The organism is Lacinutrix undariae, assembly GCF_052934785.1.
Map to the genome: position 1 here is coordinate 2,460,733 of NZ_CM128809.1, position 23,413 is coordinate 2,484,145.

20 protein-coding genes are annotated in these 23,413 nt (G+C 30.4%); 11 read left to right on the forward strand and 9 right to left on the reverse strand.

All coding sequences use genetic code 11. The annotated features are described in order from the left end of the window. Positions 1-80: 80 nt before the first annotated feature. The 5 genes from ACU4C5_RS11040 to ACU4C5_RS11060 all read right to left on the reverse strand — a co-directional run bounded on the left by ACU4C5_RS11040 (position 81) and on the right by ACU4C5_RS11060 (position 6,935). Positions 81-767 (reverse strand): LOG family protein, encoded by a 687-nt coding sequence (locus tag ACU4C5_RS11040; RefSeq protein WP_446844271.1) that lies wholly within the window; start codon positions 765-767, stop codon positions 81-83. 150 nt (positions 768-917) lie between these two features. Next, complete coding sequence (uvrA, locus tag ACU4C5_RS11045; protein ID WP_446844272.1) at positions 918-3,749, reverse strand: excinuclease ABC subunit UvrA; 2,832 nt, start codon at positions 3,747-3,749, stop codon at positions 918-920. Positions 3,750-3,903: 154 nt separating this feature from the next. Next, positions 3,904-4,608, reverse strand: coding sequence for a hypothetical protein (locus tag ACU4C5_RS11050; RefSeq protein WP_446844273.1), 705 nt, complete (start codon positions 4,606-4,608; stop codon positions 3,904-3,906). An 18-nt stretch (positions 4,609-4,626) separates the two neighbouring features. Then, positions 4,627-6,333, reverse strand: coding sequence for a gamma-glutamyltransferase (ggt, locus tag ACU4C5_RS11055; protein WP_446844274.1), 1,707 nt, complete (start codon positions 6,331-6,333; stop codon positions 4,627-4,629). Next, complete coding sequence (locus ACU4C5_RS11060; RefSeq protein WP_446844275.1) at positions 6,330-6,935, reverse strand: acyl carrier protein phosphodiesterase; 606 nt, start codon at positions 6,933-6,935, stop codon at positions 6,330-6,332. The genes ggt and ACU4C5_RS11060 overlap by 4 nt, the downstream gene beginning before the upstream one ends. Before the next feature lie 73 nt (positions 6,936-7,008). On the opposite strand from ACU4C5_RS11060, the gene glmM reads away from it, so the two are divergent. Both glmM and ACU4C5_RS11070 read left to right on the forward strand, forming a co-directional pair. Continuing rightward, positions 7,009-8,397, forward strand: coding sequence for a phosphoglucosamine mutase (gene glmM / locus ACU4C5_RS11065; RefSeq protein WP_446844276.1), 1,389 nt, complete (start codon positions 7,009-7,011; stop codon positions 8,395-8,397). Between the two features lie 26 nt (positions 8,398-8,423). Beyond that, the gene (locus tag ACU4C5_RS11070) at positions 8,424-9,893 is read left to right on the forward strand and encodes an aminotransferase class V-fold PLP-dependent enzyme (protein ID WP_446844277.1); all 1,470 of its coding nucleotides are present in this window, start codon (positions 8,424-8,426) and stop codon (positions 9,891-9,893) included. 20 nt (positions 9,894-9,913) lie between these two features. Here ACU4C5_RS11070 and ACU4C5_RS11075 read toward each other — a convergent pair whose 3' ends face one another. After that, the gene (locus ACU4C5_RS11075) at positions 9,914-10,804 is read right to left on the reverse strand and encodes a lysophospholipid acyltransferase family protein (RefSeq protein ID WP_446844278.1); all 891 of its coding nucleotides are present in this window, start codon (positions 10,802-10,804) and stop codon (positions 9,914-9,916) included. Positions 10,805-10,865: 61 nt separating this feature from the next. On the opposite strand from ACU4C5_RS11075, the gene ACU4C5_RS11080 reads away from it, so the two are divergent. Further along, positions 10,866-11,516: a rhomboid family intramembrane serine protease gene (locus ACU4C5_RS11080; RefSeq protein WP_446844279.1), complete on the forward strand. Its 651-nt coding sequence runs from the start codon at positions 10,866-10,868 to the stop codon at positions 11,514-11,516. Between the two features lie 72 nt (positions 11,517-11,588). Here the strand turns inward: ACU4C5_RS11080 and ACU4C5_RS11085 are convergent, their stop codons facing one another. Continuing rightward, the gene (locus tag ACU4C5_RS11085; protein ID WP_446844280.1) at positions 11,589-12,728 is read right to left on the reverse strand and encodes a redoxin domain-containing protein; all 1,140 of its coding nucleotides are present in this window, start codon (positions 12,726-12,728) and stop codon (positions 11,589-11,591) included. A 143-nt stretch (positions 12,729-12,871) separates the two neighbouring features. On the opposite strand from ACU4C5_RS11085, the gene mnmE reads away from it, so the two are divergent. From mnmE to ACU4C5_RS11125, 8 genes are all read left to right on the forward strand, one after another. Beyond that, positions 12,872-14,284, forward strand: coding sequence for a tRNA uridine-5-carboxymethylaminomethyl(34) synthesis GTPase MnmE (gene mnmE, locus ACU4C5_RS11090; RefSeq protein WP_446844281.1), 1,413 nt, complete (start codon positions 12,872-12,874; stop codon positions 14,282-14,284). A gap of 255 nt (positions 14,285-14,539) precedes the next feature. After that, the gene (locus tag ACU4C5_RS11095; protein WP_446844282.1) at positions 14,540-14,893 is read left to right on the forward strand and encodes a helix-turn-helix transcriptional regulator; all 354 of its coding nucleotides are present in this window, start codon (positions 14,540-14,542) and stop codon (positions 14,891-14,893) included. Between the two features lie 17 nt (positions 14,894-14,910). Beyond that, positions 14,911-16,053 carry a tyrosine-type recombinase/integrase gene (locus tag ACU4C5_RS11100; RefSeq protein ID WP_446844283.1) on the forward strand — a complete coding sequence of 381 codons (1,143 nt, stop codon included), beginning with the start codon at positions 14,911-14,913 and terminating at the stop codon, positions 16,051-16,053. Beyond that, positions 16,040-16,900, forward strand: coding sequence for a hypothetical protein (locus ACU4C5_RS11105; protein ID WP_446844284.1), 861 nt, complete (start codon positions 16,040-16,042; stop codon positions 16,898-16,900). The genes ACU4C5_RS11100 and ACU4C5_RS11105 overlap by 14 nt, the downstream gene beginning before the upstream one ends. A gap of 184 nt (positions 16,901-17,084) precedes the next feature. Then, a complete protein-coding gene (locus ACU4C5_RS11110; protein ID WP_446844285.1) occupies positions 17,085-17,411 on the forward strand; it encodes a helix-turn-helix domain-containing protein in 327 nt (108 codons plus the stop codon). A gap of 29 nt (positions 17,412-17,440) precedes the next feature. Then, positions 17,441-17,845 (forward strand): hypothetical protein, encoded by a 405-nt coding sequence (locus tag ACU4C5_RS11115; protein ID WP_446844286.1) that lies wholly within the window; start codon positions 17,441-17,443, stop codon positions 17,843-17,845. A 2-nt stretch (positions 17,846-17,847) separates the two neighbouring features. Beyond that, a complete protein-coding gene (locus ACU4C5_RS11120; protein WP_446844287.1) occupies positions 17,848-18,162 on the forward strand; it encodes a hypothetical protein in 315 nt (104 codons plus the stop codon). 2 nt (positions 18,163-18,164) lie between these two features. Next, the gene (locus ACU4C5_RS11125; RefSeq protein ID WP_446844288.1) at positions 18,165-19,361 is read left to right on the forward strand and encodes a primase-helicase family protein; all 1,197 of its coding nucleotides are present in this window, start codon (positions 18,165-18,167) and stop codon (positions 19,359-19,361) included. 444 nt (positions 19,362-19,805) lie between these two features. Here the strand turns inward: ACU4C5_RS11125 and ACU4C5_RS11130 are convergent, their stop codons facing one another. Together ACU4C5_RS11130 and ACU4C5_RS11135 are read right to left on the reverse strand one after the other, a co-directional pair. Then, the gene (locus tag ACU4C5_RS11130; protein ID WP_446844289.1) at positions 19,806-22,067 is read right to left on the reverse strand and encodes a hypothetical protein; all 2,262 of its coding nucleotides are present in this window, start codon (positions 22,065-22,067) and stop codon (positions 19,806-19,808) included. Continuing rightward, positions 22,068-23,255 carry a hypothetical protein gene (locus ACU4C5_RS11135; protein WP_446844290.1) on the reverse strand — a complete coding sequence of 396 codons (1,188 nt, stop codon included), beginning with the start codon at positions 23,253-23,255 and terminating at the stop codon, positions 22,068-22,070. Positions 23,256-23,413 lie beyond the last annotated feature (158 nt).

Sequence of the window (23,413 nt, forward strand, 5' to 3'; positions counted from 1 at the left end):
GGTTGAAAAAATAACAACAAGGAACTACGATATATTAATAACGCAATTTCTTGTTGTTTATGATATTATTTTGAGTTTTTCTAGAAATTAGGACTCAAGTTAGATTCCTTATAGAATACATCTAAGATTTCAATAACCTCATCTGCAGTATCAACAAGGTGAATTAAATCTAAATCTTTAGCGCTAATATTTCCAAATTTATCTAATAATGTTGCTTTTACCCAATCCATTAATCCGCTCCAAAAATCTTTTCCGACAAGGATAATAGGGAATTTTTCAATTTTATTAGTTTGAATTAAAGTAATCGCTTCAAAAAGTTCATCTAAAGTTCCAAAACCTCCAGGCATTACTACAAAACCTTGAGAGTATTTTACAAACATTACTTTTCTTACAAAAAAGTAGTCAAAATCTAAACTCTTATCCGAATCAATATATGGGTTGTCATGTTGCTCAAAAGGCAATTCAATATTTAATCCTACTGATGTTCCTCCAGCAATATGTGCTCCTTTATTACCAGCTTCCATAATTCCTGGTCCACCACCTGTAATTACACCGTATCCGTGCTCTACAATTTTACTAGCTACACTTTCGGCTAATTTGTAATATTTATGATCTGGTTGTGTTCTTGCTGATCCAAAAATAGATACACAAGGTCCTATCTTACTTAATTTTTCGTATCCGTTTACGAATTCTCCCATGATCTTGAAAATTGCCCAAGAATCATTTGTTTTTACTTCATTCCAACGTTTGTGATGTTGTTCGCTCATATTTTTAATATTAAATAATTAGTGACTAGTATAAAAAACTAGTGCTTTATAATTAATTTTTGTTTTCGTTTTTATTGTAATTCTGTCTTTTTACGGACTTGCTAATTTAGTTCTTTTTTTAATACCATAATATCACGTTAAGGTTATTAATTATTTCAATTCTTGTTTTAAAAACTTAGCCGTATAACTTTTTTTATGTTTACTAATAGCTTCAGGAGTTCCTTCTACAATAATTTCTCCTCCGCCTTTTCCGCCTTCATAACCTACATCAATAATATGGTCCATCATTTTAATAACATCCATATTGTGTTCAATAATTAACACTGTATTTCCTTTATCGGCCAATTTATTTAGCACTTGCATTAAAACTCTTATATCTTCAAAATGTAATCCTGTTGTAGGTTCATCTAGAATATAAAAGGTGTTTCCGGTATCGCGTTTACTAAGTTCGCTAGCCAATTTAATACGTTGCGCTTCTCCTCCAGAAAGTGTGGTACTTTGTTGCCCAAGTGTAATATAACCTAAACCAACATCGTTAATAGTTTTTAGCTTTTTATGAATCTTAGGAATATGCTCAAAAAAGTCTACTGCATCAGCAATAGTCATATCTAAAACATCACTAATACTTTTTCCTTTGTATCTAATTTCTAAAGTTTCACGGTTAAAACGTTTTCCATGACAAGTTTCACATTCCACATAAACATCTGGAAGGAAATTCATCTCAATAACACGTAAACCACCACCTTGACAAGTTTCACAACGTCCGCCTTTTACATTAAAACTAAAACGTCCTGGTTTATAACCACGTATTAAAGCTTCTGGTATTTTGGCAAATAAACTACGTATTTCACTAAATGTTCCGGTGTAAGTTGCTGGATTACTTCGTGGTGTTCTTCCAATTGGTGATTGGTTAATATCAATAACTTTATCAATATGTTCCAAACCAGTTATACTTTTATAAGGCATTGGTTTTTTTACACCATTAAAATAATGGGCGTTCATAATAGGGTAGAGGGTTTCGTTTATTAATGTCGATTTCCCACTTCCCGAAACACCTGTAACACCAATCATTTTTCCTAACGGAAAACTTACAGATACATTTTTCAGGTTATTTCCAGTACAACCTTTTAAGGTGATTTTTTTGCCATTTCCTTTTCTACGTTCTTTTGGAACTTCAATAGCTCTTTCTCCATTTATATATTGTGCAGTAATGGTATTGTGCGTTTTTAATTCCGCAGGTGTACCAATACTAATAATTTCTCCACCGTATTTTCCTGCTTTTGGGCCAATATCAATCACATAATCGGCACGTTCAATCATATCTTTATCATGCTCAACAACAATAACCGAGTTTCCAACGTCACGTAAAGCGACTAAAGAGTTTATCAGTTTTTCGTTATCACGTTGATGCAATCCAATACTAGGTTCATCAAGTATATAAAGTACACCTACAAGTTGCGAACCAATTTGTGTTGCCAATCTTATACGTTGTGCTTCTCCACCTGATAATGATTTTGAACTTCTGTTTATAGATAAATAATCGAGGCCTACATCCAATAAAAATTGTGAACGAGAACTGATTTCTTTTATGATTTCTTCTGAAATTTTAAATTGCTTTTCAGATAAATGCTTTGGCACATCTTTAAACCAAGCTACAAGATCAACAATATCTTTATTAGCTAATTCAGCAATATTAAGTCCGTTTACTTTAAAATATAATGATTCTTTACGGAGTCGGCTACCTTCACATTCGCTACAAGCTACCTTATCCATATAATCTTTTGCCCAACGTTTTAAGGTTGTTGTTTCTGCATTTTCATATTGGCTTTCAATAAAATTTGCAACGCCTTCAAAATCTATTTTATAATCGCGGGTAACACCTAGTGTTTTACTTTCAACAGAAAACTTCTCATTTCCTCCATAAAGTAATACTTGTTTTGCGGCTTCCGGAATATCTTTATACGCATCTGTAAGTTCAAAATTATAACGTTGTGCTATAGTTTCAAACTGTTTAAAAATCCATGTATTTTTTTGTGGACCATGTGGTGCAAATGCTCCTGCTTTTATAGACAGATTTTCATCTGGAATAATTTTAGCTTCATTTATTTGATACAACTCACCAATTCCGTTACACTTTGCACAAGCACCTTTTGGTGAGTTAAATGAAAAATTATTTGGCTCTGGATTAGGGTATGAAATCCCTGAAGACGGACACATTAAATTACGACTAAAATAGCGTGCTTCGTTAGTGTCTTGGTCCAATATCATTAAAACATCATCACCATGATACATTGCTGTATTTATAGTTTCGGTAAGACGTTTATCGTTATCTGCGGTGTTATCAATTTTAAGACGGTCAATTACAATCTCAATATCGTGCATTTTGTAACGGTCTAATTTCATCCCTTTTACAAGGTCTTTAATTTCACCATCAGCACGTACTTTTACAAAACCTTGTTTTGCAATTTGCTCAAAAAGTTCTCTGTAATGTCCTTTTCTAGATTTAATTACAGGCGCTAAAATGTTTATGCGTTTTCCGTTATAGGTTTCGGTGATAAGTTGTTTTATTTGCTCGTCACTATAACTCACCATTTTTTCTCCAGTATTATAACTGTAAGCATCACTAGCACGAGCAAAAAGAAGTCTTAAAAAATCGTAAATTTCTGTAATAGTACCAACTGTAGAACGTGGCGATTTGCTAGTTGTTTTTTGTTCAATAGCAATAACAGGCGAAAGCCCATCAATTTTATCAACATCAGGACGTTCTAAACCTCCCAAAAACTGACGCGCGTATGCCGAAAATGTTTCGATATAACGACGCTGTCCTTCGGCATAAATAGTATCGAAAGCTAATGATGATTTTCCACTTCCTGAAAGTCCTGTGATAACTACAAGTTTTTCACGTGGTATGATAACATCTATATTTTTAAGGTTGTGTACTCTCGCACCTTGTACCTCTATAAATTCTTTAAATTCACTCATAAGATTGCAAAAAACAAAGGTACAGATTTAGTGTTGAAAAATGCACATTCCCTAATGAGTTAATAATATAGTTTAATAACTAAAAATTATAACGATTTAAGTAATTGTTATTGAGTAATTTAGATGTTATTTTCTACTTCTAGATTGTTAACATTTATTTCACAATTATATCTGTAATTTCCATTCCAAAATACAAGAAGTTATGAAACTTTGGTAACTCTACATCGTTTACAGTTGTCCAATCTGTCCAAGTCATAAACACGCCATCAATAGGAAGTTTATTATTAAACATTTTAAAACCTTTAGGAGAAAAATCATTATTAAGTTCCCATAAATATGCGTCCTTATTTTTGTAAGTCACTAATAAAGAATTTGCGTTGTTTTTTGTTACGAGTTGTCTGTTTGTACCTTCGTTAAATATGGTATATGGCGCTACAAGCCAAAATACATCTTCAGTGAAATAGGCTTTAGCTTCGGTAATAAGTTTGGTTGACGCTTCCGCGGAAGCGAGCACTTTACTTACGAGTACGTTATTATTACTTGGAGTGTTAAAATCTAAATTTACAGTGTAGTTTTTCCAGTATACAGCACAAGTGTTTTCGGCTTTATTCCATTTATAATGGCGTTTTTTCTTAAAGGTCCATTCTATATAATTGGCATTTTTATAGGCGTCATAATTTAATGTTTCTAGCATTTTATGTGCTAAAATATCGGCCTGTTCTGGTTGCGAACCTATAGGTAATTCTTCATGATGTTTGTAATACACATAACCAAAAAGGAGTAATGCAGGTAAGGTGAAAAACACAAATATTCCAACTACAATTTTTAGAATACGTTTTGGGGTGATTTTTTTTCTCATAATTATATAAACATTCGGTTAATATCCAATAGCGGCATCATCACCACGACGATCGGCACCACCTTGAAGTTGTCCGTTTTCTTGTATTAAAATAGCGTCTACTTTTCCTATAATAGGTGATCGGGTTAAGTTGGTAGAATACCCTTTTTCTTGTAATTGTGTGGTAATCGTTTCAGAAAAACCTTGAGGTTCCATTCTAATTTCGTCAGGTAACCATTGGTGATGAAAACGTGAAGCATCAACCGCTTCTTGCATATTCATATTAAATTCTTCAACATTTAAAATGGTTTGTAATACTGAAGTAATAATTGTTGATCCTCCTGGAGTTCCTACAACCATACGTAATTCGCCATCTTTTTCAACAATTGTTGGGGTCATTGAACTTAGCATGCGTTTTTGAGGTGCAATACTATTGGCTTCCGACCCGATTAAACCATAAGAGTTTGGTACTCCAGGTTTACTACTAAAATCGTCCATTTCGTTATTAAGAAAAAAACCAAGTTCATTCACAAATAATTTAGAACCATAAGCACCGTTAAGCGTTGTGGTTACGGCAATAGCATTTCCAAAAGCATCTACGATAGAATAATGTGTGGTTTCGTCACTTTCATTACCCAAAATATTTCCATGAGAAACTGAAGATGATGGTGTAGCCATTTCAAAAGAGAAATCACTCATACGTTCTGCTAAATAGCTATCACTTAGTAAATGTTTGGTAGGGATTTTAACAAAATCAGGATCTCCTAAAAAATGACTTCTATCGGCGTAAGCGCGACGTTCAGCTTCGGTAATTACCTGGATTGTTTTTAAAGAATTATGTCCGTAGTTTTTTAAATCAAAAGGTTCAATCATTTTCATAATTTGCGCTAAACACAAACCACCACTTGACGGCGGTGACATAGAAATGACTTTTAAATCTTTATATTGAAACGTTACAGGTGTTCTCCAAATGGCTTGATATTGCGCTAAGTCTTCTGCTGTAATTATTCCGCCTTTAGCATTTAAAAAGCTAATTAATTTTTGTGCTGTTTCTCCTTTGTAGAATTCATCTTTTCCGTTTTTAGAAATTCGTTTTAAGGTAGTTGCTAATTGCAGGTTTTTTATAGTATCTCCCGCTTGTAAATCTTTTGAATATAGAATAGCTTTTCTGTTAACGGCTTTAAAAATACTATCATATTGGTTAAACTTTAAACTTTGTTTTTTGGTCACTACATAACCGTTGGTAGCTAATTCAATTACGGGTTTTAAAATCTGTGATACAGGTAAACTTCCAAATTTTTTATGCGCTTCAAAAACTCCGGCAATTGTTCCCGGAATTCCAACGGCATAAGCGCCAACGGTACTTTTGTGAGGAATTATATTATTATCAGTATCTAAATACATGTCTTTTGTAGCTGCAGCAGGTGCTTTTTCTCTATAATCTAACGCACCATGATCTCCATTGGCTAATCGGTATACCATAAAACCACCGCCGCCTAAATTTCCGGCATATGGATACGTGACAGCAAGTGCCATTTCAGTAGCCATCATTGCATCAAAAGCATTTCCACCTTGTTTTAAAATTGAAACACCAATTGCCGATGCTTCTGCTCGTGCTGAAACAATCATCGCGTTTTTTGCTGTATTAGGAATCGTTTCTTTTGTTGGTTCTTCTGTTTTTGTAGGGGTGTTTTTACAAGCAACTATACTTAAAAATAAGAGTGCGATTAGAGATAAATGTTTCATTCTTCTAGAAGTGATTTTGTGATTTCAATGCGCTTTTCAGCAGTAAAAATAATGAGTTCTTTAAAAAAACTGGTAAATTCGGTTTCAAATTCAGTATAAAATGCTCTTAATTCATTAGTCGCAGTATGCATCCCTGATCTGTTTTTTGTACGTTTATTCATGCCATCTAAAACACGTTGAATACCATCAATTTCAGCATAACTAAGTAACCAGTTATCTGTAATTAAATGTGGCATCATACGTTGGATGCGCTCAGGTAGAATTTTGATATTGTCTTGTAATAACTTATAAAAATTATCCACATATTCTGGTAATGGCGTATTTGAATAATCGCTCCAGTTTTTTGCTAGAAAATGATCGTAAAGAATATCTACAATCACTCCACTATAATGGCTGTAATTTTCATGTAAACGTTTGGTGCTTTGGCGTACAATAGGGTGCGCATCAGTAAAAGTATCAATATGGCGATGTAGTAAAATACCGATTTGAATATCTTTTGGGTAAGATTTGTAATCTTTTCCTCTTATACCATCGGCAATAAAGTTTCCAATAGTAATATTTGGGTCCTCTTGAGAGAGGTAAATGTGTGCTAAAAAGTTCATAGGTGTAAATTACGAATAAGGACTTTAGAATTACAAGTTTGAAATACTATATTTGTTAAAAATAAAAAAAACCATGACACTTATAAAATCTATTTCAGGAATACGCGGAACCATTGGAGGAATTGTTGGCGAGAATTTAACACCTATTGATGCGGTGAAATTTGCTTCGGCTTATGGAACTTGGTTAAAACAACAACGTAATAAAAGTGATTACAGAGTTGTAGTAGGAAGAGATGCTAGAATTTCGGGAGAAATGATACAAAATCTTGTAATGCATACGCTTGTAGGATTAGGAATAGATGTTATTGATTTAGGCTTGTCTACCACACCAACTGTAGAAATAGCAGTACCAATGGAGCATGCCGATGGAGGAATTATTTTAACAGCAAGTCATAATCCAAAACAATGGAATGCTTTAAAATTATTAAATGCAAAAGGTGAATTTTTAAACGGTGCAGAAGGCGCTAAAATATTAGAAATTGCTGAAACGGATAGTATGACTTTTGCTGAGGTTGATGATTTAGGGAAAATCACCAAAAATGACGCTTATATAGATATTCATATTGATGAGGTTTTAGATATGGACTTAGTAAATGTGGAAGCTATTGAAAAAGCGAAATTTAAAGTAGTTGTTGATGGTGTAAATTCAACAGGAGGAATTGCAATTCCTCTATTATTAGATCGTTTAGGTGTTGAAGCTGTAAAATTATATTGCGAACCTAACGGAGAATTTCCTCATAATCCAGAACCTTTAAAAGAACACTTAACAGATTTATCTGAAGCTGTTGTAAAAGAGCGCGCTCATTTTGGAATTGTAGTAGATCCAGATGTAGATCGTTTAGCTTTTATGGATGAAGCAGGAGAGATGTTTGGAGAAGAATACACACTAGTAGCTTGTGCAGATTATGTATTAGGTAAAACTCCAGGAAATACGGTAAGTAATATGAGTTCAACAAGAGCTTTACGTGATGTTACCGAAAAACATGGAGGAACTTACCAAGCAAGTGCTGTTGGAGAAGTAAATGTGGTTGACTTAATGAAAAAGAACAACGCTATAATTGGTGGAGAAGGTAATGGAGGTATTATTTATCCAGAATCTCACTACGGAAGAGATGCGTTAGTAGGAGTTGCTTTATTTTTAAGTCTTTTAGCTGAAAAACAACAATCTGTAAGCGAATTAAAAGCCTCTTATCCTATTTATTATATGAGTAAGAAGAAAATAGCTTTAACACCAGAATTAGATGTTGATGCTGTTTTAAAAGCTATGGAAGCAAAATATAGTCATGAAACCTTAACGACTATTGATGGTGTGAAAATTGACTTCTCAAATAGTTGGGTGCACTTACGTAAAAGTAATACCGAACCAATAATTAGAGTATATACTGAAGCACCTTCTCAAAATGAAACCGATACTTTAGCCGATAAAATTATTGCTGAAATTAAAGATGTAGCAAATATTTAATTGCTTGCTAAGAGATAGATAAGATTATGACAGAATTAGAAAAATATTTTCAACAATACAGACAACACATTGTAGGGATTGATCAAGAATTTGAATCGCCTTATGGTGTTAAAAAAATAATTTATACAGACTGGACAGCTTCAGGACGTTTATACCGCCCAATAGAAGAAAAGTTATGTAATGAATTTGGACCATACGTTGCTAATACACATACAGAAACTACGGTATCTGGAACTGCAATGACTAAAGCGTACCATAAAGCAAAACATATTATTAAAGACCACGTTAACACTAATGCTGACGATGTATTGTTGGTTTGTGGAAGCGGAATGACCGAAGCTATTAATAAGTTTCAACGTATTTTAGGATTAAAAGTTCCTGAAAATCTTAAAGCACATACTGTTGTCCCAGAAGCATTAAAGCCAGTAGTTTTTATTTCGCATATGGAACATCACTCTAATCATACTTCTTGGTTAGAAACTATTGCAAAAGTAGAAGTGGTACCACCAGGAGAAGATGGCTTATTTAGTTTAGAAAACCTTAAAGAATTACTAGCTAAATATGAAGATTGTACACTTAAAATTGCTTCAGTTGTTGCAGGATCAAATGTTACAGGAATTGAAACCCCTTATCATGAAATCGCTAAATTAATGCACGCTAATGGTGGTGTTTGTTTTGTAGATTTTGCATGTTCAGCACCTTATGTCGCTATAAATATGCATCCAGAAAATGAAGACGAAGCTTTAGATGCGGTATTCTTTTCACCTCATAAATTTTTAGGAGGACCAGGAACTTCTGGAGTTTTAGTTTTTAATAAGAAATTATATAAAAATATGATTCCCGATTGTCCGGGAGGAGGAACCGTAAGTTGGACCAACCCTTGGGGAGAACATAAATATATTGATAATATAGAAGACAGAGAAGATGGTGGAACACCAGGCTTTCTTCAAACTATAAAAACAGCACTTTCTATTAAGTTGAAAGAACAAATGGGTGTTGATAATATGCTGAAACGTGAGCACGAGATTTCTGAAATTATATTTAAGGAATTAGGCGACGTCTCAAACATTAATATTCTTGCAGGTCAGCATCAAGATCGTTTGGGAGTGTTTTCATTCTATATAGATAGTTTACACTATAATTTAGGGGTAAAATTATTGAATGATAAATACGGAATTCAAACACGTGGAGGTTGTAGTTGTGCCGGAACTTACGGACACTTTTTACTACATGTAGATTATGCTACTTCTCACGAGTTAACCAACGAAATTACCATTGGAGAATTAACGAGAAAACCAGGTTGGATTAGAATGTCTATTCACCCAACAACCACTACAAAAGAAGTAGAATACGTTTGTGAAAGTATTAAAGCGCTTGCTGAACATCATACCGATTGGGCAAACGATTATACATATAATAAAACAAATAACGAATTTGTACATAACCAACAAAGCACCATTAAGGAAACCCCTGTTGATGCTTGGTTTGAATTATAAAAAAGTTTTAAGTAAAGTGCCTATTGAAAATCTTTAGGCACTTTATCTTTATGTTTCCAACGTTTGTGTGTCCATAAATAGTATTCTGGAGCTTCATAAATTTGCTTTTCTACAAGTTTTAAGAAGATATCTGTGATTTCGTAATTATCAAATTCTTTAGGATTAACAGCTATAGTCTCAAAAGTTGTTTCATAAAATCCACGCTTTAAACGCTTCACTCTAAAAAACACCACAGCCATATCTAATTTTTTAGCTAGCATTTCGGCACCGGTATGTACAGGAACTTTTATGCCCATAAATTCATTCCAATGGAAAGCTTTTCCTACTTTAGGGGATTGATCGGATACAAAACCGTTAATAGTTAATTCTCCAGCTCTTTTGGCTTTAATTAGTGTTGGTACAGTTTCTTTTGTAGTAATTAAATAACTGTTGTATTTCGCTCTAATGCGTCTTACTAATTTATCAAAATGCTTATTTGCTAAACGTTTGTATACCGCATATCCTTTAGCTTCTACGTAAGATTGTAAGATAAAAATCCATTCCCAACTTCCGTAATGCGCACACATTAATGCGACACTTTTGTTTTGCTTTTCAAGATCATTTATAAGTTCGACATTGCTAAAAGTAAAACGTTTTTTCATTTCAGCCTCAGTGATGGTCATTGATTTTATAGATTCTAAAATCATATCACATAAATGATGGTAAAATGCTTTGGTGATACGCTTAATTTCTTTTTCGGATTTCTCAGGAAATACAAGATTAAGATTGTAAGCGACTGTTTTTTTTCGGTATCCAATAATATGATAAATCAATACATATACGCCATCAGAAAATGCATATAATAACCTAAAAGGTAAAATTGATATTAACCATAAAAACGGATAAATTAATATGTAAACAAGAAATTGCATTATTAAGTATTAAATTTGTCGCACAAAGATATGTTATATTATAATTATACGTTTAAAGTTTATGGGTAATTTAAGTTTAGTTACAATTGTTATTATAGCTGCCAATATTATTATTTCTTACAAAGGATTTGGAGATTATAGTTTTTTTGAGCGTTATAAATTTAATATTGGAAGTATAAAAAGAGGGGAGCAAATACGTATGTTTAGCTCAGGGTTTTTACATGCAGATACTATGCATTTAATTTTTAATATGCTAACACTATATTTCTTTGCAGATATTGTAGTGAGTTATTTAGGAAGCTTAAATTTTATTATTATTTACGTGTGTAGTTTGCTTTTAGGTAATTTGTTATCCTTTTATTTTCATAGAAATGAGCCTCATTACAGCGCTATTGGTGCCAGTGGTGCGGTGACAGGAATACTGTATTCAGCCATACTTTTTGAGCCTCATATGAGTCTTTATATGTTTTTTATTCCTATTCCAATTCCTGCATATTTATTTGGTATTGGATATCTTTTATATTCTATTTACGGAATGAAAAAGAGCATAGGTAATATTGGTCATGATGCCCATTTTGGAGGTGCTATTGGCGGTTATGTGATTACATTAATGTTAGCTCCTACATTATTTGAAACACAATTTTTAATGGTATGTTTGTTAGCATTGCCTATTATTGTATTGTTTGTAATGCATAAAATGGGAAAACTATAAGTGTAAATTATTTAGAATTTAGATATAAAAAAAGCCTTCAAAATTTTGAAGGCTTTTTTATGTGATATATATTTAGTCGAGAAGCTCTTTTATTTTAGCTTCAAGTCTTGCGCCTCTAAGGTTTTTTGCTACAATTTTACCATCTTCATCTAAAATATAAGTTGATGGGATTGAGCGAATATTATATAATCTAGCTACAGGGTCGTTAAAATATTTTAGGTTAGATACGTGATGCCAAGTAAGATTGTCGTCTTTAATAGCTTTTAACCAACGATCTTTTTCTCCAGGTTTATCTAAAGAAACACTAATAATTTCTAAACCTTTTTCATGATATTTTTTATATGTTTTAACCACGTTTGGATTTTCTCTCCTGCATGGACCACACCAGGCTGCCCAAAAATCAATAATAGTTACTTTTCCTTTCATTTCATCTAATGACACTAAATTACCGTTAGTATCTGGAGCTGAAAAAGCAGGAGCAACTTTACCTATATTTAAAGCTGTAAAACGATCTTGTTCATGTTTTAAAGCTGCAATTTTTAGTTTTATAGAGTTTCCGTAGATAGATTCTTTAAATTCAGGAGTGATACTGTTAAAAGCTGATTCAATTTGATTAGTATCAGCAACTTTACTGTCAATTAAAGTTTCTAAAATAGTTAATACAAAAAAGTTGTCATTATGTTTTTTTACAAACTCATATGAACGTCTGTTTCTTTCGTTATTAAATTCGCTAAGTGCTTTTTTTGCTTGGTTAATAGCATCTGTGTCTCTTGAAATTCCTGCTTTGCTGAGGTCTATTTTTAAAACGTTTTGCTTTTTTGCTAATACGTCTAATTCTTCAAGGTATAAGTTATAAACCTCGTTTGATTTTGTTCCGGTAACAACCGATTTGAATAAGCTATCCTTGTAAACTTCAATATTTATAATATCGTTTTCAACAATTAAAGGTTTGTTAGCATTCACACTATTAATATAAAGATATTGAAGTTCTGGTACGCTAACTTTTCCTTCAAACTTAAAGGTTTCATTAAAAATAATTGCTGTATCTCTGTTTACACGGTTTCCGTTTGGAGAATCTGTTTGAAGATATGCTCTAATACCGTTAGATAACCCTTTTGCAGTTCCATTAATAACATATCCATCAGGTTTTTGTTCCGTATTACAAGACGTTAAAATAAGTCCTGTTATAAAAAGACTAAGGATTTTTTTCATTTCAATACAATTTTTAAGTTTCAACAAATATACTAAGTATCATAAAAAAAGAGGGTAATAATATGCTAATAAGTATGAAAAGAAGTGGCGTGATTTTACGATATAATTACAATTTTACAATACTTTTGCATAAAAAATAAACTATGAGATTGCACACCGATACTATTGTTGCTTTAGCTACGCCTTCTGGAAGTGGCGCCATTGCTGTTATTAGATTATCTGGAGACGAAGCGATTACTATTGCATCTGAGTTTTTTAAATCTGTTTCGGGTAAAAAATTAGCCAATCAGAAAACGCATACGGTTCATTTAGGCCATATTGTAGAGGGAAAACGTATAGTTGATGAGGTTTTGGTGACTATTTTTAAGGATCCAAATTCTTATACGGGTGAAAATGTTATAGAAATTTCATGCCACGGAAGTTCATATATTCAACAAGAAATTATACAATTATTTTTAAGAAATGGTTGTAGAATGGCAGATGCTGGAGAGTTTACTTTACGTGCTTTTTTAAATGGAAAATTAGATTTAAGTCAGGCAGAAGCTGTTGCCGATTTAATATCTAGTGATAATGAAGCGTCTCACCAAATAGCAATGCAACAAATGCGTGGTGGATTTTCAACCGAAATAGCAAAGCTTAGAGAAGAACTTTTAAATTTTGCATCGTTAATAGAATTAGAGCTTGATTTTGCTGAAGAAGATGTAGAATTTGCAGATAGAGGTCAGTTTAAAGATCTTGTAAACCGTATTAATTTTGTTTTAAAACGTTTAATAGACAGTTTTGCTGTTGGAAATGTGATTAAAAACGGAATACCGGTTGCTATTGTAGGTGAACCAAATGTTGGAAAATCAACGTTACTAAACGCATTATTAAATGAAGATCGTGCTATTGTATCTGAAATTGCAGGAACTACAAGAGATACTATTGAGGATGAAATTTCAATAGGAGGGATTGGGTTTCGTTTTATTGATACCGCAGGAATACGTGAAACTAAAGATGTTGTTGAGAGTATTGGTATTAAAAAAACTTTTGAAAAAATAGCTCAAGCGCAAGTGGTTTTATTTCTAGTAAATGGAGTAACTCTAGCAGATGATGCAGCAGCAATACAAGCAATTATTGTAGAGATTGAAAAAATAAAAAATAAGTTTCCACAAAAGCAATTAGTAGTGATTTTGAATAAAATTGATCAGTTAACCGATGCTCAATTAGCACAAATTACAACTGCTGTTACACCTCATGTGTCTCAATTAATACCTATTTCGGCTAAAACTAAATTAGGAGTAGAAGAACTTACTAATACTTTACTTAATTTAATTAATACTGGCGCACTTAGAAATAACGAAACTATTGTGACTAACTCGCGTCATTATGATGCACTTTTAAAAGCTTTTGAGGAGATTGATAAAGTGAAATTTGGTTTAGATTCAGGACTTTCGGGCGATTTATTGGCGATTGATATTAAGCAAGCGCTTTACCATTTTGGTGAAATTACAGGTGAGATTACTAACGATGATTTGTTAGGTAATATCTTTGCGAATTTCTGTATTGGCAAATAGGGTGCTAAAATATAATAAACTATTTTAAATTAAAACACACTTAATCAGTTGTTTACATGTTTTAGGTGTTTTTTTTATTTATTATATTTTGTTATTTTTTACAATATTTTGTACCGATTTTGTACCTTTTTTTGATTTATAATTTTACTTTTGTTTTTAGGGGGAGATTATGGCACCTAATTACACTTAATGATACTTAATGTGTCTTATTTCACCTAAAAGGCATTTAATTATTAACGGAAGGTTATCGTATAAATGAGTTCAAATATTAGGGTTAAAAGAATTTGTGAAAATTGTAATGCATCATTTGTTGCAAAGACAACAGTTACACGTTTTTGTGGTGATAAATGTGCTAAAATTGCATATAAAAAGAGGGCTAGAATTAAAAAGGTTAAAAAGTCTAATGCGCAAACTCTAAAAGTTCAGGTTGAACCTTTGGAAGTTTTACAGGTAAGAGAATATTTAACAGTTAAAGAAACCGCAGCGTTGCTGAGTGTATCAAAAAGGTCTATTTATAGATTAATAGAACTCGGTGAGTTGAAAGCTTCAAATTTATCTCAACGATTACTGCGAGTAAAAAAAGCAGATATTGAAAACCTTCTTTCTTAATTTTAAATTTTTTAATTATGGCTAACATAACGGTACGTAAAAAAAAGCTTGTAAATAATAAGTTAAGTCTATACTTAGATTATTCATCACCTATTATAAGTCCCAAAACAGGAAAACCAACTAGACGAGAGTTTTTAAAACTGCAAATTTATGCAGAGCCTAAAGGTGCTACAGAAAAGCTGCATAATAAAAAAACTATTGAATTTGCAGAAATAATTAGAGCTAAGAGGTTGTTGCAATGGAGGGATAAAGAGTTTGGTTTAAAGGAGAATGTGAGTTTAAATGTGAGTTTTTCAGTGTTTTATAATAGTGTTGTTGAGGAAAAATTAAATACAGGTAGTCATTCAAATTACCTCGCATGGAAATCGTCTTTAAATTATTTAGAAACGTTTATAGGAAAGGATATTCAAACGCATCAATTAAATGAAAATCATGTTAGACAGTATCGTGAGTTTTTATTGACGACAAATAACCTTAGAGTTAAAGCGGAGCAAAAACTATCGATAAATACAGCTTCTTCTTATTTCAAACACTTTATTGCTGTTTTAAAAAAAGCAAACAAAAGGAACTTGTTATCAATGAATTTAGCTGAAAAAGCTGATTATATTAAAGAAGAACAAACGCACAGAGAGTATCTTACAGAGCAAGAATTAGATGTTTTATGGAAGACTGATATTAAAATAAAAAAGATAAAATATTTAGCATTTTTTGCGGCACTTACAGGATTGCGTTTTTCAGATGTTATAAGTTTGAAATGGGAGAATGTTTTTAATGATAAGCATCAAGGGTATTATATAAAATTAAGAGAGAAAAAAACGGGTAACATCAATAACCATCCAATATCAAATACTGCGTATAAATTACTTGAAATACAAGGAACAAGTGTAGGAGAGGTTTTTACAGATATAAAATACAATCAAATAACAAGACCTTTAAAAGATTGGATAAAACGTTCTGGTATTAATAAAAAAATTTCATTTCATAATTTTCGACACAGTTATGCTACATTACAATTAGCAAACGGTACAGATATTTATACAGTATCAAAGTTATTAGGACATAAAAATTTATCTACAACTCAAATTTACACAAAGGTTATGGATAAGAATAAGATTGAAGCGGCTAATCGAATTAATTTAGATTTAGATGGATTACTATAATATATATAAAGACCAATTTGATAATAATTGGCAAAGGGTAAAAAATAATACTATCAATAAGTTAAAATCAGCAAAATCTATTAAAGCTAATTTTCATGTAGAATTTGAAAGTCTTATAAAGGGATTAGATAATGACTATGATGAAATTTTTGACGAGATTAAAAAAAATGACTTAACTGAATGTTTTCGTTTACTTAATAAGAGAGCAAGTTTAATAGATAATTCCGTTTTAGATGATGAAAAAATAGATATTATATTAAGTAATCATGTATTAGAAGAATATAAAAATCAAGGGTACTCAGCTTATGATGAGTTTTTAATAAAGTTAGCCAATATAGATTCTACTAATAAAATTAAAATGCATTTTGACACTTATTACAAGTACTATGAATTGGTGTATTTTACAGGGAAGTTCGATTATTTTTATGGAGAACCCTTTGATGGTAAAAGTTTTTCCGCTTCAAAAGAATATCTAGAAATGATGTTTATTAAAGACCCAGATAGTGTAAAGACTATCGGTGTTCCAAAAGATTTGTTTTCAGAAAATGATAAATTTTTAATACTACATACTCTAATCTTATTAATTAAAAAGGGAAGAGGAGGAGTGAGTAGTATAGAAATAGCTAGAGTTTTAGTGTTGGCTAATATAGATAACCAAAAAATATTATCAGAAGATTATAGAAATGTTGATGGTTATAAGATTTTATCTAGTGGTATAGATAAGCTGAATAGTGATAGTGCTAAAAAGAAATGGATTTCAGATATACTAGATAAATTAGAGCCATATAAATTAACAGCTATAAAAGGAGAATTAAGGTTGTTAATTAGAAAATTAAACAAAAAATAAAAGTAATAAGATAATAAAAACACATGTGTTTGCTTTTTCTGAAAAGGTGTTAACGTGTTGTTTTTAAGTGTTTTATTGTTTTTTAAATTCGTTTTTTTTCATTCCACTGGCAATCCCACTAGTTGTGTAAAACGGTTTGCCTTCATATTACTTTCGTTTTGAATTTAAAAATAAATCAAAAATTATGAAACAAAGTAAACTGTTATCTCAGGAAATTGTAAACCAACTTGCAGCTGCAATTTGTAGAAATTTAAAAAAAGAGTTTGGTATTATTAAAAATCTAAATGAGGATGTCTTTCTCTCTATTGACGAACTCGCCAACTTTATAAATATGACTAAAGGAAGTATTTATGGACTGGTTCATAAAAATGCAATTCCTTATCATAAAAAAGGAAAGCTTTATTTCTTAAAATCCGAGATTTTAGATTGGATTAAGGAAGGTAAGCGTGAAACAAATTCTGTTCTTCTCAATAAGGTAGATGAGTACCTTGTAAAAAATCCATTTCAATAAGCGTTAGTCTAACGTTAAAATAACGAACAATGGATAAATATACATACACTTGTAACTATTGCGGAGGTAGTTACATTCCGAAAAGAAGACATAAGCAGAAATATTGTAGTAATAGTTGTCGTGTAAATGCATTTACACGTAAGCAAGCGTTAAAACAAAATTTTCCAGAAGCTTTAAATGGAACAATAAGCCCTAAAAATGATAAAATGAGTATTTCAGGAATTGGAAATGCTGCGGTTGGAACATTGGCAACAAATGTTATTACAAACATTTTTACAAGAGAAGAAAATAAACCTGCTACTAAAGGTGATATTCAAAAGCTTCTAGATGCTAGTTTGAATAAAAGTATTCTAATCAAAAATGTACCTGTTAGGAGTGATGGAGCTAGAGCTTATTTTGATACAGTTGAGCAAATAGTAATTTATAAACATTAATTATGGAGGATTATAACATAGTTGATAACTCAGAATGTTTAAATAGATTGACTCAGCTATATAAAGATTTACTGACACTTCAAACAAACGACCAATTAACGCAAAAAATCGTTGATAATTTAATCTCAAAAGTGAATACAATTCTTGAGATCTATAAAAACAAATCTAGATTACCGTTTTATGATATAGAAAAAGCAATAATTAAACACTGTAAGGAAGATAAACTAATGCAAGGTGTAAATATTCAAATTTCGTTTGCATCAAAATTTCCAAATATAGATTATAGCAGATTTGGTGTCATAAAAGTAAATGTATGATTATGGAAAATAAATATTTACGAATAGGTACGACTTATTATAAAAATGTAACTAAACCTTTATTAAGTCAAGATAGTATTAGCATTTTGCAACCATGGTCTAAGAGTGAGCTAATAACAGATTATGGAAAAGATGTATTAGGGAAAATTTCCAGATATGATGGTTTTTGTCTAATCCCATCTCACACTAATTATGAAAAAATTATAAAAGGATTTTATAATAGTTATGAAGAATTAGAACATAAATTTATAGATGGCGAGTTTCCTCACACAATTAGATTTTTGAAACATATTTTTGGAGAACAATATGTGTTAGGTTTAGATTATCTAAGTATTTTATGGCATCATCCCTCTCAGGTTTTGCCAATTTTATGCCTAGTTAGTAATGAACGTAACACAGGTAAAACAACTTTTTTAAATTGGATGAAACTCATATTTCAAAATAATATGACTATTAATAATAATGAAGATTTTAGAAGTCGGTTTAATTCAGATTGGGCATCAAAATTAATAATTGCTGTAGATGAAGTTTTATTAGATAAAAGAGACGACAGTGAACGTTTGAAAAATTTATCTACTGCAAAAAGTTATAAAAGTGAAGCAAAAGGGAAAGATAAAATTGAAGGTAGCTTTTTTGGGAAATTTATATTGTGCTCCAATAACGAGGAGAACTTTGTTTATATCGATAATTCTGAAATTAGGTATTGGGTACGTAAAATAATTCCTTTCGAAGTATCAAAAGACAACCCTAATTTATTGGATAGTTTAAAAGAAGAATTACCATATTTTATGTGTTTCTTAAACAAAAGAAGTGTTATTAGCCCACGAAAAACAAGAATGTGGTTTACTAAAGAACAAATACATACACATGCTTTAGAGGTGTTAATGAATGGTAATAAGACTTTTCTTGATAAAGAATTAGAGCAAATATTATTAGATGAGTTTGCTCAGTATGATACCGTTGAATTAAAATATTCTGTTGGTGATTTAGTTGAAAAATTATCTAAGAACAATATTAAAACAAGTTCTTTTAAGGTGTCAGAGCTTTTAAAAAAGAATTATAAGTTAGAGTGTAAGAATAGCACCTATACTAAGTATCATGTTTCGTATGGGGCAGGGAATAAAGTAATTATTGGTGAAAATACTTTTAAAGGAAGACATTACACCTTTACGAAAACAATGTTTGATGATTTAGGTTGATTTGTTGCTGTTTTGTGTCAAAACACTATGCTAGCTAGTGTTTTTGATAACAACAGATTATCAACTTGTAAGCAACAAACGTGTTTTAGTTATTGTTGACTTATTGTTGCTTCAATGTTTATTAGTAAACTCTTATTCTTTATGGCTTCACAAAGATTTATCAACAAATCAACATTTTTTTAATAAAACTTATAACTATTATAATTTTAAAAACATCTTTTGTAATTACAAACGTAGCTTATAACGATAGCCCCACTTATTAATAGTAGTGCAGAACGTTAATAACACTATTACATCAAAAAGAACGTAACTACCAGAAGGAAGTATATTATTAAAAATGAACACGGAAAATCCTAATAAGAAATTAAGAATCAGGATTAACTTATAACAATAACTATAGACGTGTTTTAATCGTTTTTACTTGTTTTTTACCACAGTACTTTGTTATAGGCAGTTTTTTTTATATACAATTTTTATTTCTTGTTTGAAAATATTCATTCTAATTTCATCAAGTTCATCAAGTTCTTTTAATAAAACCAAATAATGGTCATTATGTAATCTTAGTTTTCCAATTGCAATTGAATATAAAAATTCAAAAATAGCCTCACCTTGCTGTTCTTCTTTATATTTTATAAAGGTTTTTATTAGCGAAAGCATATTCTTAGATTGATTAAAACTTAATGAATAATTTAATTCATTAGACTTGGAAGCTCTTAAAATGGATGCTTGAATTATTCCGTCATTAAATCTATTGAAGATAAACGGGTCAATTAAATTTTTGACAAAAGTTGTTTGAAATAACCCATCTTTTTGGTTATTTCTCATATTATTTAAAACACAAGATATTGAAAAATATACATCTGATTGTGATATGTTTTCAAAGTATTTATTGTCATTGAAAAAAGCAGAATTTTTTCTAATCTCTAGCTCCTTATTTTGATAATTTGAAAAGAATATCCTATCGCTACCTCCTCGATTTTCAATGCTTTCAAACTGATTAATTATACTTATTCTTTTGTTTATAAACTCAGTAGGTACATCTTGATTTTGTTGAATTTCTTTTAAGAAGTTTAACTCAACCTCCCAAGGAGTTTCTATATTAGAATTGTCACAGTCTATATTTTCCACCTCAATATAAGTGCTGTTTTCAGGACCATATAAACCATATTTAATATTAGTCTTTAGTTCCTTGTTTTTTTTATTATCACTAGTCCTGTTAATTCCTACAAAATAAATTAACCTTATTTTTTCAAAATTCCGAAAGTATCTACTTAAATATAAGAGATTTTTACCATTGCTTATACAAGAGCCTACAATTAAGATTGAACCTGTTTCATCTTCATTTATATTAGAGTCACTTAATTCAGATTGATTAATTATTGTTACTTTTTCTGAATTTACATAATCTTTTATGCCTGATAAAATATATTCTGATAGCATTTTAGAGCCATTATCATTTAAATGAACAATATATTTTAAAGAAGCAGGAACATATTGCTGGATATATGAATCTAATTTTTCCTTATGTTTTGGAAATGAAGTAATGTTTGAAATAATGTTTTCATAATCAATATAAACACTATACTTTTTTCTGGTGATAGTATTTTCACTGAAAGAAACTTTTAAAGATGTTCCAATATCTTTTTGATATTTAAATAATTCAGTAAAATCTTTTAATTTTTGAGTAACATAATTTTTAACCGTTATGTTTTTAGTATTTATAATGGGTTCATCTATACTAAATGAATCACCTAAAATTTTTATTGAGGCAGAATTATTATCGCAATAAAGACATTTTTTGGTAGGTGGTTTGTATATGTCATATAAATCTAATCCATAGTCAAAATCGTTGTTGTATTCTAAATTACATACTGTTCTTTCGTTAATGACTTCTGATTTCTTTTCAATCGGAAGATAAAATAAAACACAAATTTCATTTGAATGAACTTCAGGGTGATTTGTTTTAATATATTCAATTAAACCACCTGATGTTGAGGCAGATATTAAAAATATTGAATTATCATAAAAGACAGATTCTTTATTATATAATCCATCATATGATTTAAAAGACTCTACATTTATGTCTGTTGAGCCATTAAATCTTTTAATGTAATTTATCATGGAATAACCAATTACATTTATAGATAAAGTATCACAGTATATATTGTTAAAAGTCTGTCCTTTAAACAGGTGTAAAGTATTAATAGCTATAAAATCAATTTCTGCTTTTTTTACTAATACATTTGCAGTTCTTAAAAATTTTGAAGAATGTTTTCCAGAAGGAAAAACATAATGATGAGCCATTCCGTTTGTTTCAACTAACCCTCCATTTTTAATGAATATATTTGCAAGTCCTTTATTAATTATCTCTTTTTTGTTTTTATGAAGGAATGTATTTGTTTTAGTTAGAAGATTATTTCCATCATATTGGATATATAATAGGTTGTCAATTAATGAGTCTTCTTGAACTTTAGGAATACTTTTAAAAATTAGTTGAATGTTATCCTTGATTTCTTTTTCAACATTTGTGTTATCAGAACTTGTGATAAACAACAAAGCATCTGTTTGGCTAGATGTACTATAATGTTTAGTTAATTCTTGTTTTAAACTATTAAAATTGAATTTAATGTCAGGGTTAAAAACAACAGTAATTTGATTGTACTTTTTTGATTGTACTTTTGAGTTATAGATGTAATATTTCCCCATTTAGTTTGAGCTTTTAAAAGGATAAAGAATACTTAGATAAGAACCTGAAATTTTCTCAGAATCTTTTGCTCTGAAATCATTGTTATTCCAATCTTCTAATTTTAAACTGTCTAAATTCCTAATATCTATTGGAGTATATTCATCTTTAATTAAATTACGATAGGCACAATATTTATCTGTGGATATTTTTATAAAACCTGTTTTGTTTAGAATATTTAAAATTCGATCTAATCCTAAACCTTTTTTAGATTTTAAATTTGAAGTAGCGGACGTTTGATTTTTAACTAGACACCTTTTTAAAACATCTAAATCCGTTAATTTATCTTGATTGTTAAATTTATCAATAAATCCTATACCAGAATCAAAAACCATAATTTCTAGATAATAGATGTTTCCTGCTTTGTTGAGACTTTTAGATATAAGGGATTCTTGATTAAAATATTCGGCTAATGGAGTATCAGAATAATCTTCAACTATTTTTTCTTTCTTATTGTTGTAAAATTTCAAATAGACACCTCTAATACTTGGAGAAATAGGCACGTTAATAGAATCAGTCCTTCCCCATTCATATGTGTTTTTACTAAGTTCATAAACTATAGCTCCAATATCGTCAATTATGTTTTCTATTTCCTCAGAATTATTTTTGTTAAAAGTCAATACATTATTCAATAATACATTTCTTATAGAATCAATTATTTGAGTTTCGTTATCATTAAATCCATTTGAATTTTCTAGAAGTTTAATTAATCCTTTGCTTTCGGAGAAATGGTCTGTATTTGTTAGAATAAATTTATTTCCTTTAAATCGAGAAAGAGAATTCATTTTTTTGAAGTAATCATTTTGAAAATCACGTAACTCTGGTTTAATGTTTTTTTTATTTAAATCAATAAACCTTGATGAATTCCAAAGAAGAGATACAATAGGATAGATAAATTCTTGTCCGTAAAGAGACTCAAGAGTACTTTTTGATAATTCAAAATCAAATACAACTTTTGATATTTTAATTTTGTTATTAACGGTGATGATTAATTGCAATAAATCTGAAAGTAAACTAAATTTATATTTAGTAATACTACTCGGAAGAATTATAGTTATTTCTTTAGAGTCTCCAGTATATAATAAAACACTTTTTTGAAGCGATTTTATTTTGCTATGGGTTACACTCTTTGGAATTTTTATTTCTATCATTAGTTTTATTCAGTTGAGTTTTTAATTGCCTATAACGGTTTGTATAAGAAACGTAGGGCGGTTGATAAGCACTTTCGTTTCGGTTTATAACTTAGCTAAATATAAATATTTTGCTTTTATTTTTGGTTTAAATGCCAAATTTTATATTTAGCGGACTT

Bases quoted from the DNA above. Each gene is read 5' to 3' on its own strand.
- ACU4C5_RS11040 (WP_446844271.1), bottom strand. From the start codon at position 767: ATGAGCGAACAACATCACAAACGTTGGAATGAAGTAAAAACAAATGAT.
- uvrA (WP_446844272.1), bottom strand. From the start codon at position 3,749: ATGAGTGAATTTAAAGAATTTATAGAGGTACAAGGTGCGAGAGTACAC.
- ACU4C5_RS11050 (WP_446844273.1), bottom strand. From the start codon at position 4,608: ATGAGAAAAAAAATCACCCCAAAACGTATTCTAAAAATTGTAGTTGGA.
- ggt (WP_446844274.1), bottom strand. From the start codon at position 6,333: ATGAAACATTTATCTCTAATCGCACTCTTATTTTTAAGTATAGTTGCT.
- ACU4C5_RS11060 (WP_446844275.1), bottom strand. From the start codon at position 6,935: ATGAACTTTTTAGCACACATTTACCTCTCTCAAGAGGACCCAAATATT.
- glmM (WP_446844276.1), top strand. From the start codon at position 7,009: ATGACACTTATAAAATCTATTTCAGGAATACGCGGAACCATTGGAGGA.
- ACU4C5_RS11070 (WP_446844277.1), top strand. From the start codon at position 8,424: ATGACAGAATTAGAAAAATATTTTCAACAATACAGACAACACATTGTA.
- ACU4C5_RS11075 (WP_446844278.1), bottom strand. From the start codon at position 10,804: ATGCAATTTCTTGTTTACATATTAATTTATCCGTTTTTATGGTTAATA.
- ACU4C5_RS11080 (WP_446844279.1), top strand. From the start codon at position 10,866: ATGGGTAATTTAAGTTTAGTTACAATTGTTATTATAGCTGCCAATATT.
- ACU4C5_RS11085 (WP_446844280.1), bottom strand. From the start codon at position 12,728: ATGAAAAAAATCCTTAGTCTTTTTATAACAGGACTTATTTTAACGTCT.
- mnmE (WP_446844281.1), top strand. From the start codon at position 12,872: ATGAGATTGCACACCGATACTATTGTTGCTTTAGCTACGCCTTCTGGA.
- ACU4C5_RS11095 (WP_446844282.1), top strand. From the start codon at position 14,540: ATGAGTTCAAATATTAGGGTTAAAAGAATTTGTGAAAATTGTAATGCA.
- ACU4C5_RS11100 (WP_446844283.1), top strand. From the start codon at position 14,911: ATGGCTAACATAACGGTACGTAAAAAAAAGCTTGTAAATAATAAGTTA.
- ACU4C5_RS11105 (WP_446844284.1), top strand. From the start codon at position 16,040: ATGGATTACTATAATATATATAAAGACCAATTTGATAATAATTGGCAA.
- ACU4C5_RS11110 (WP_446844285.1), top strand. From the start codon at position 17,085: ATGAAACAAAGTAAACTGTTATCTCAGGAAATTGTAAACCAACTTGCA.
- ACU4C5_RS11115 (WP_446844286.1), top strand. From the start codon at position 17,441: ATGGATAAATATACATACACTTGTAACTATTGCGGAGGTAGTTACATT.
- ACU4C5_RS11120 (WP_446844287.1), top strand. From the start codon at position 17,848: ATGGAGGATTATAACATAGTTGATAACTCAGAATGTTTAAATAGATTG.
- ACU4C5_RS11125 (WP_446844288.1), top strand. From the start codon at position 18,165: ATGGAAAATAAATATTTACGAATAGGTACGACTTATTATAAAAATGTA.
- ACU4C5_RS11130 (WP_446844289.1), bottom strand. From the start codon at position 22,067: ATGGGGAAATATTACATCTATAACTCAAAAGTACAATCAAAAAAGTAC.
- ACU4C5_RS11135 (WP_446844290.1), bottom strand. From the start codon at position 23,255: ATGATAGAAATAAAAATTCCAAAGAGTGTAACCCATAGCAAAATAAAA.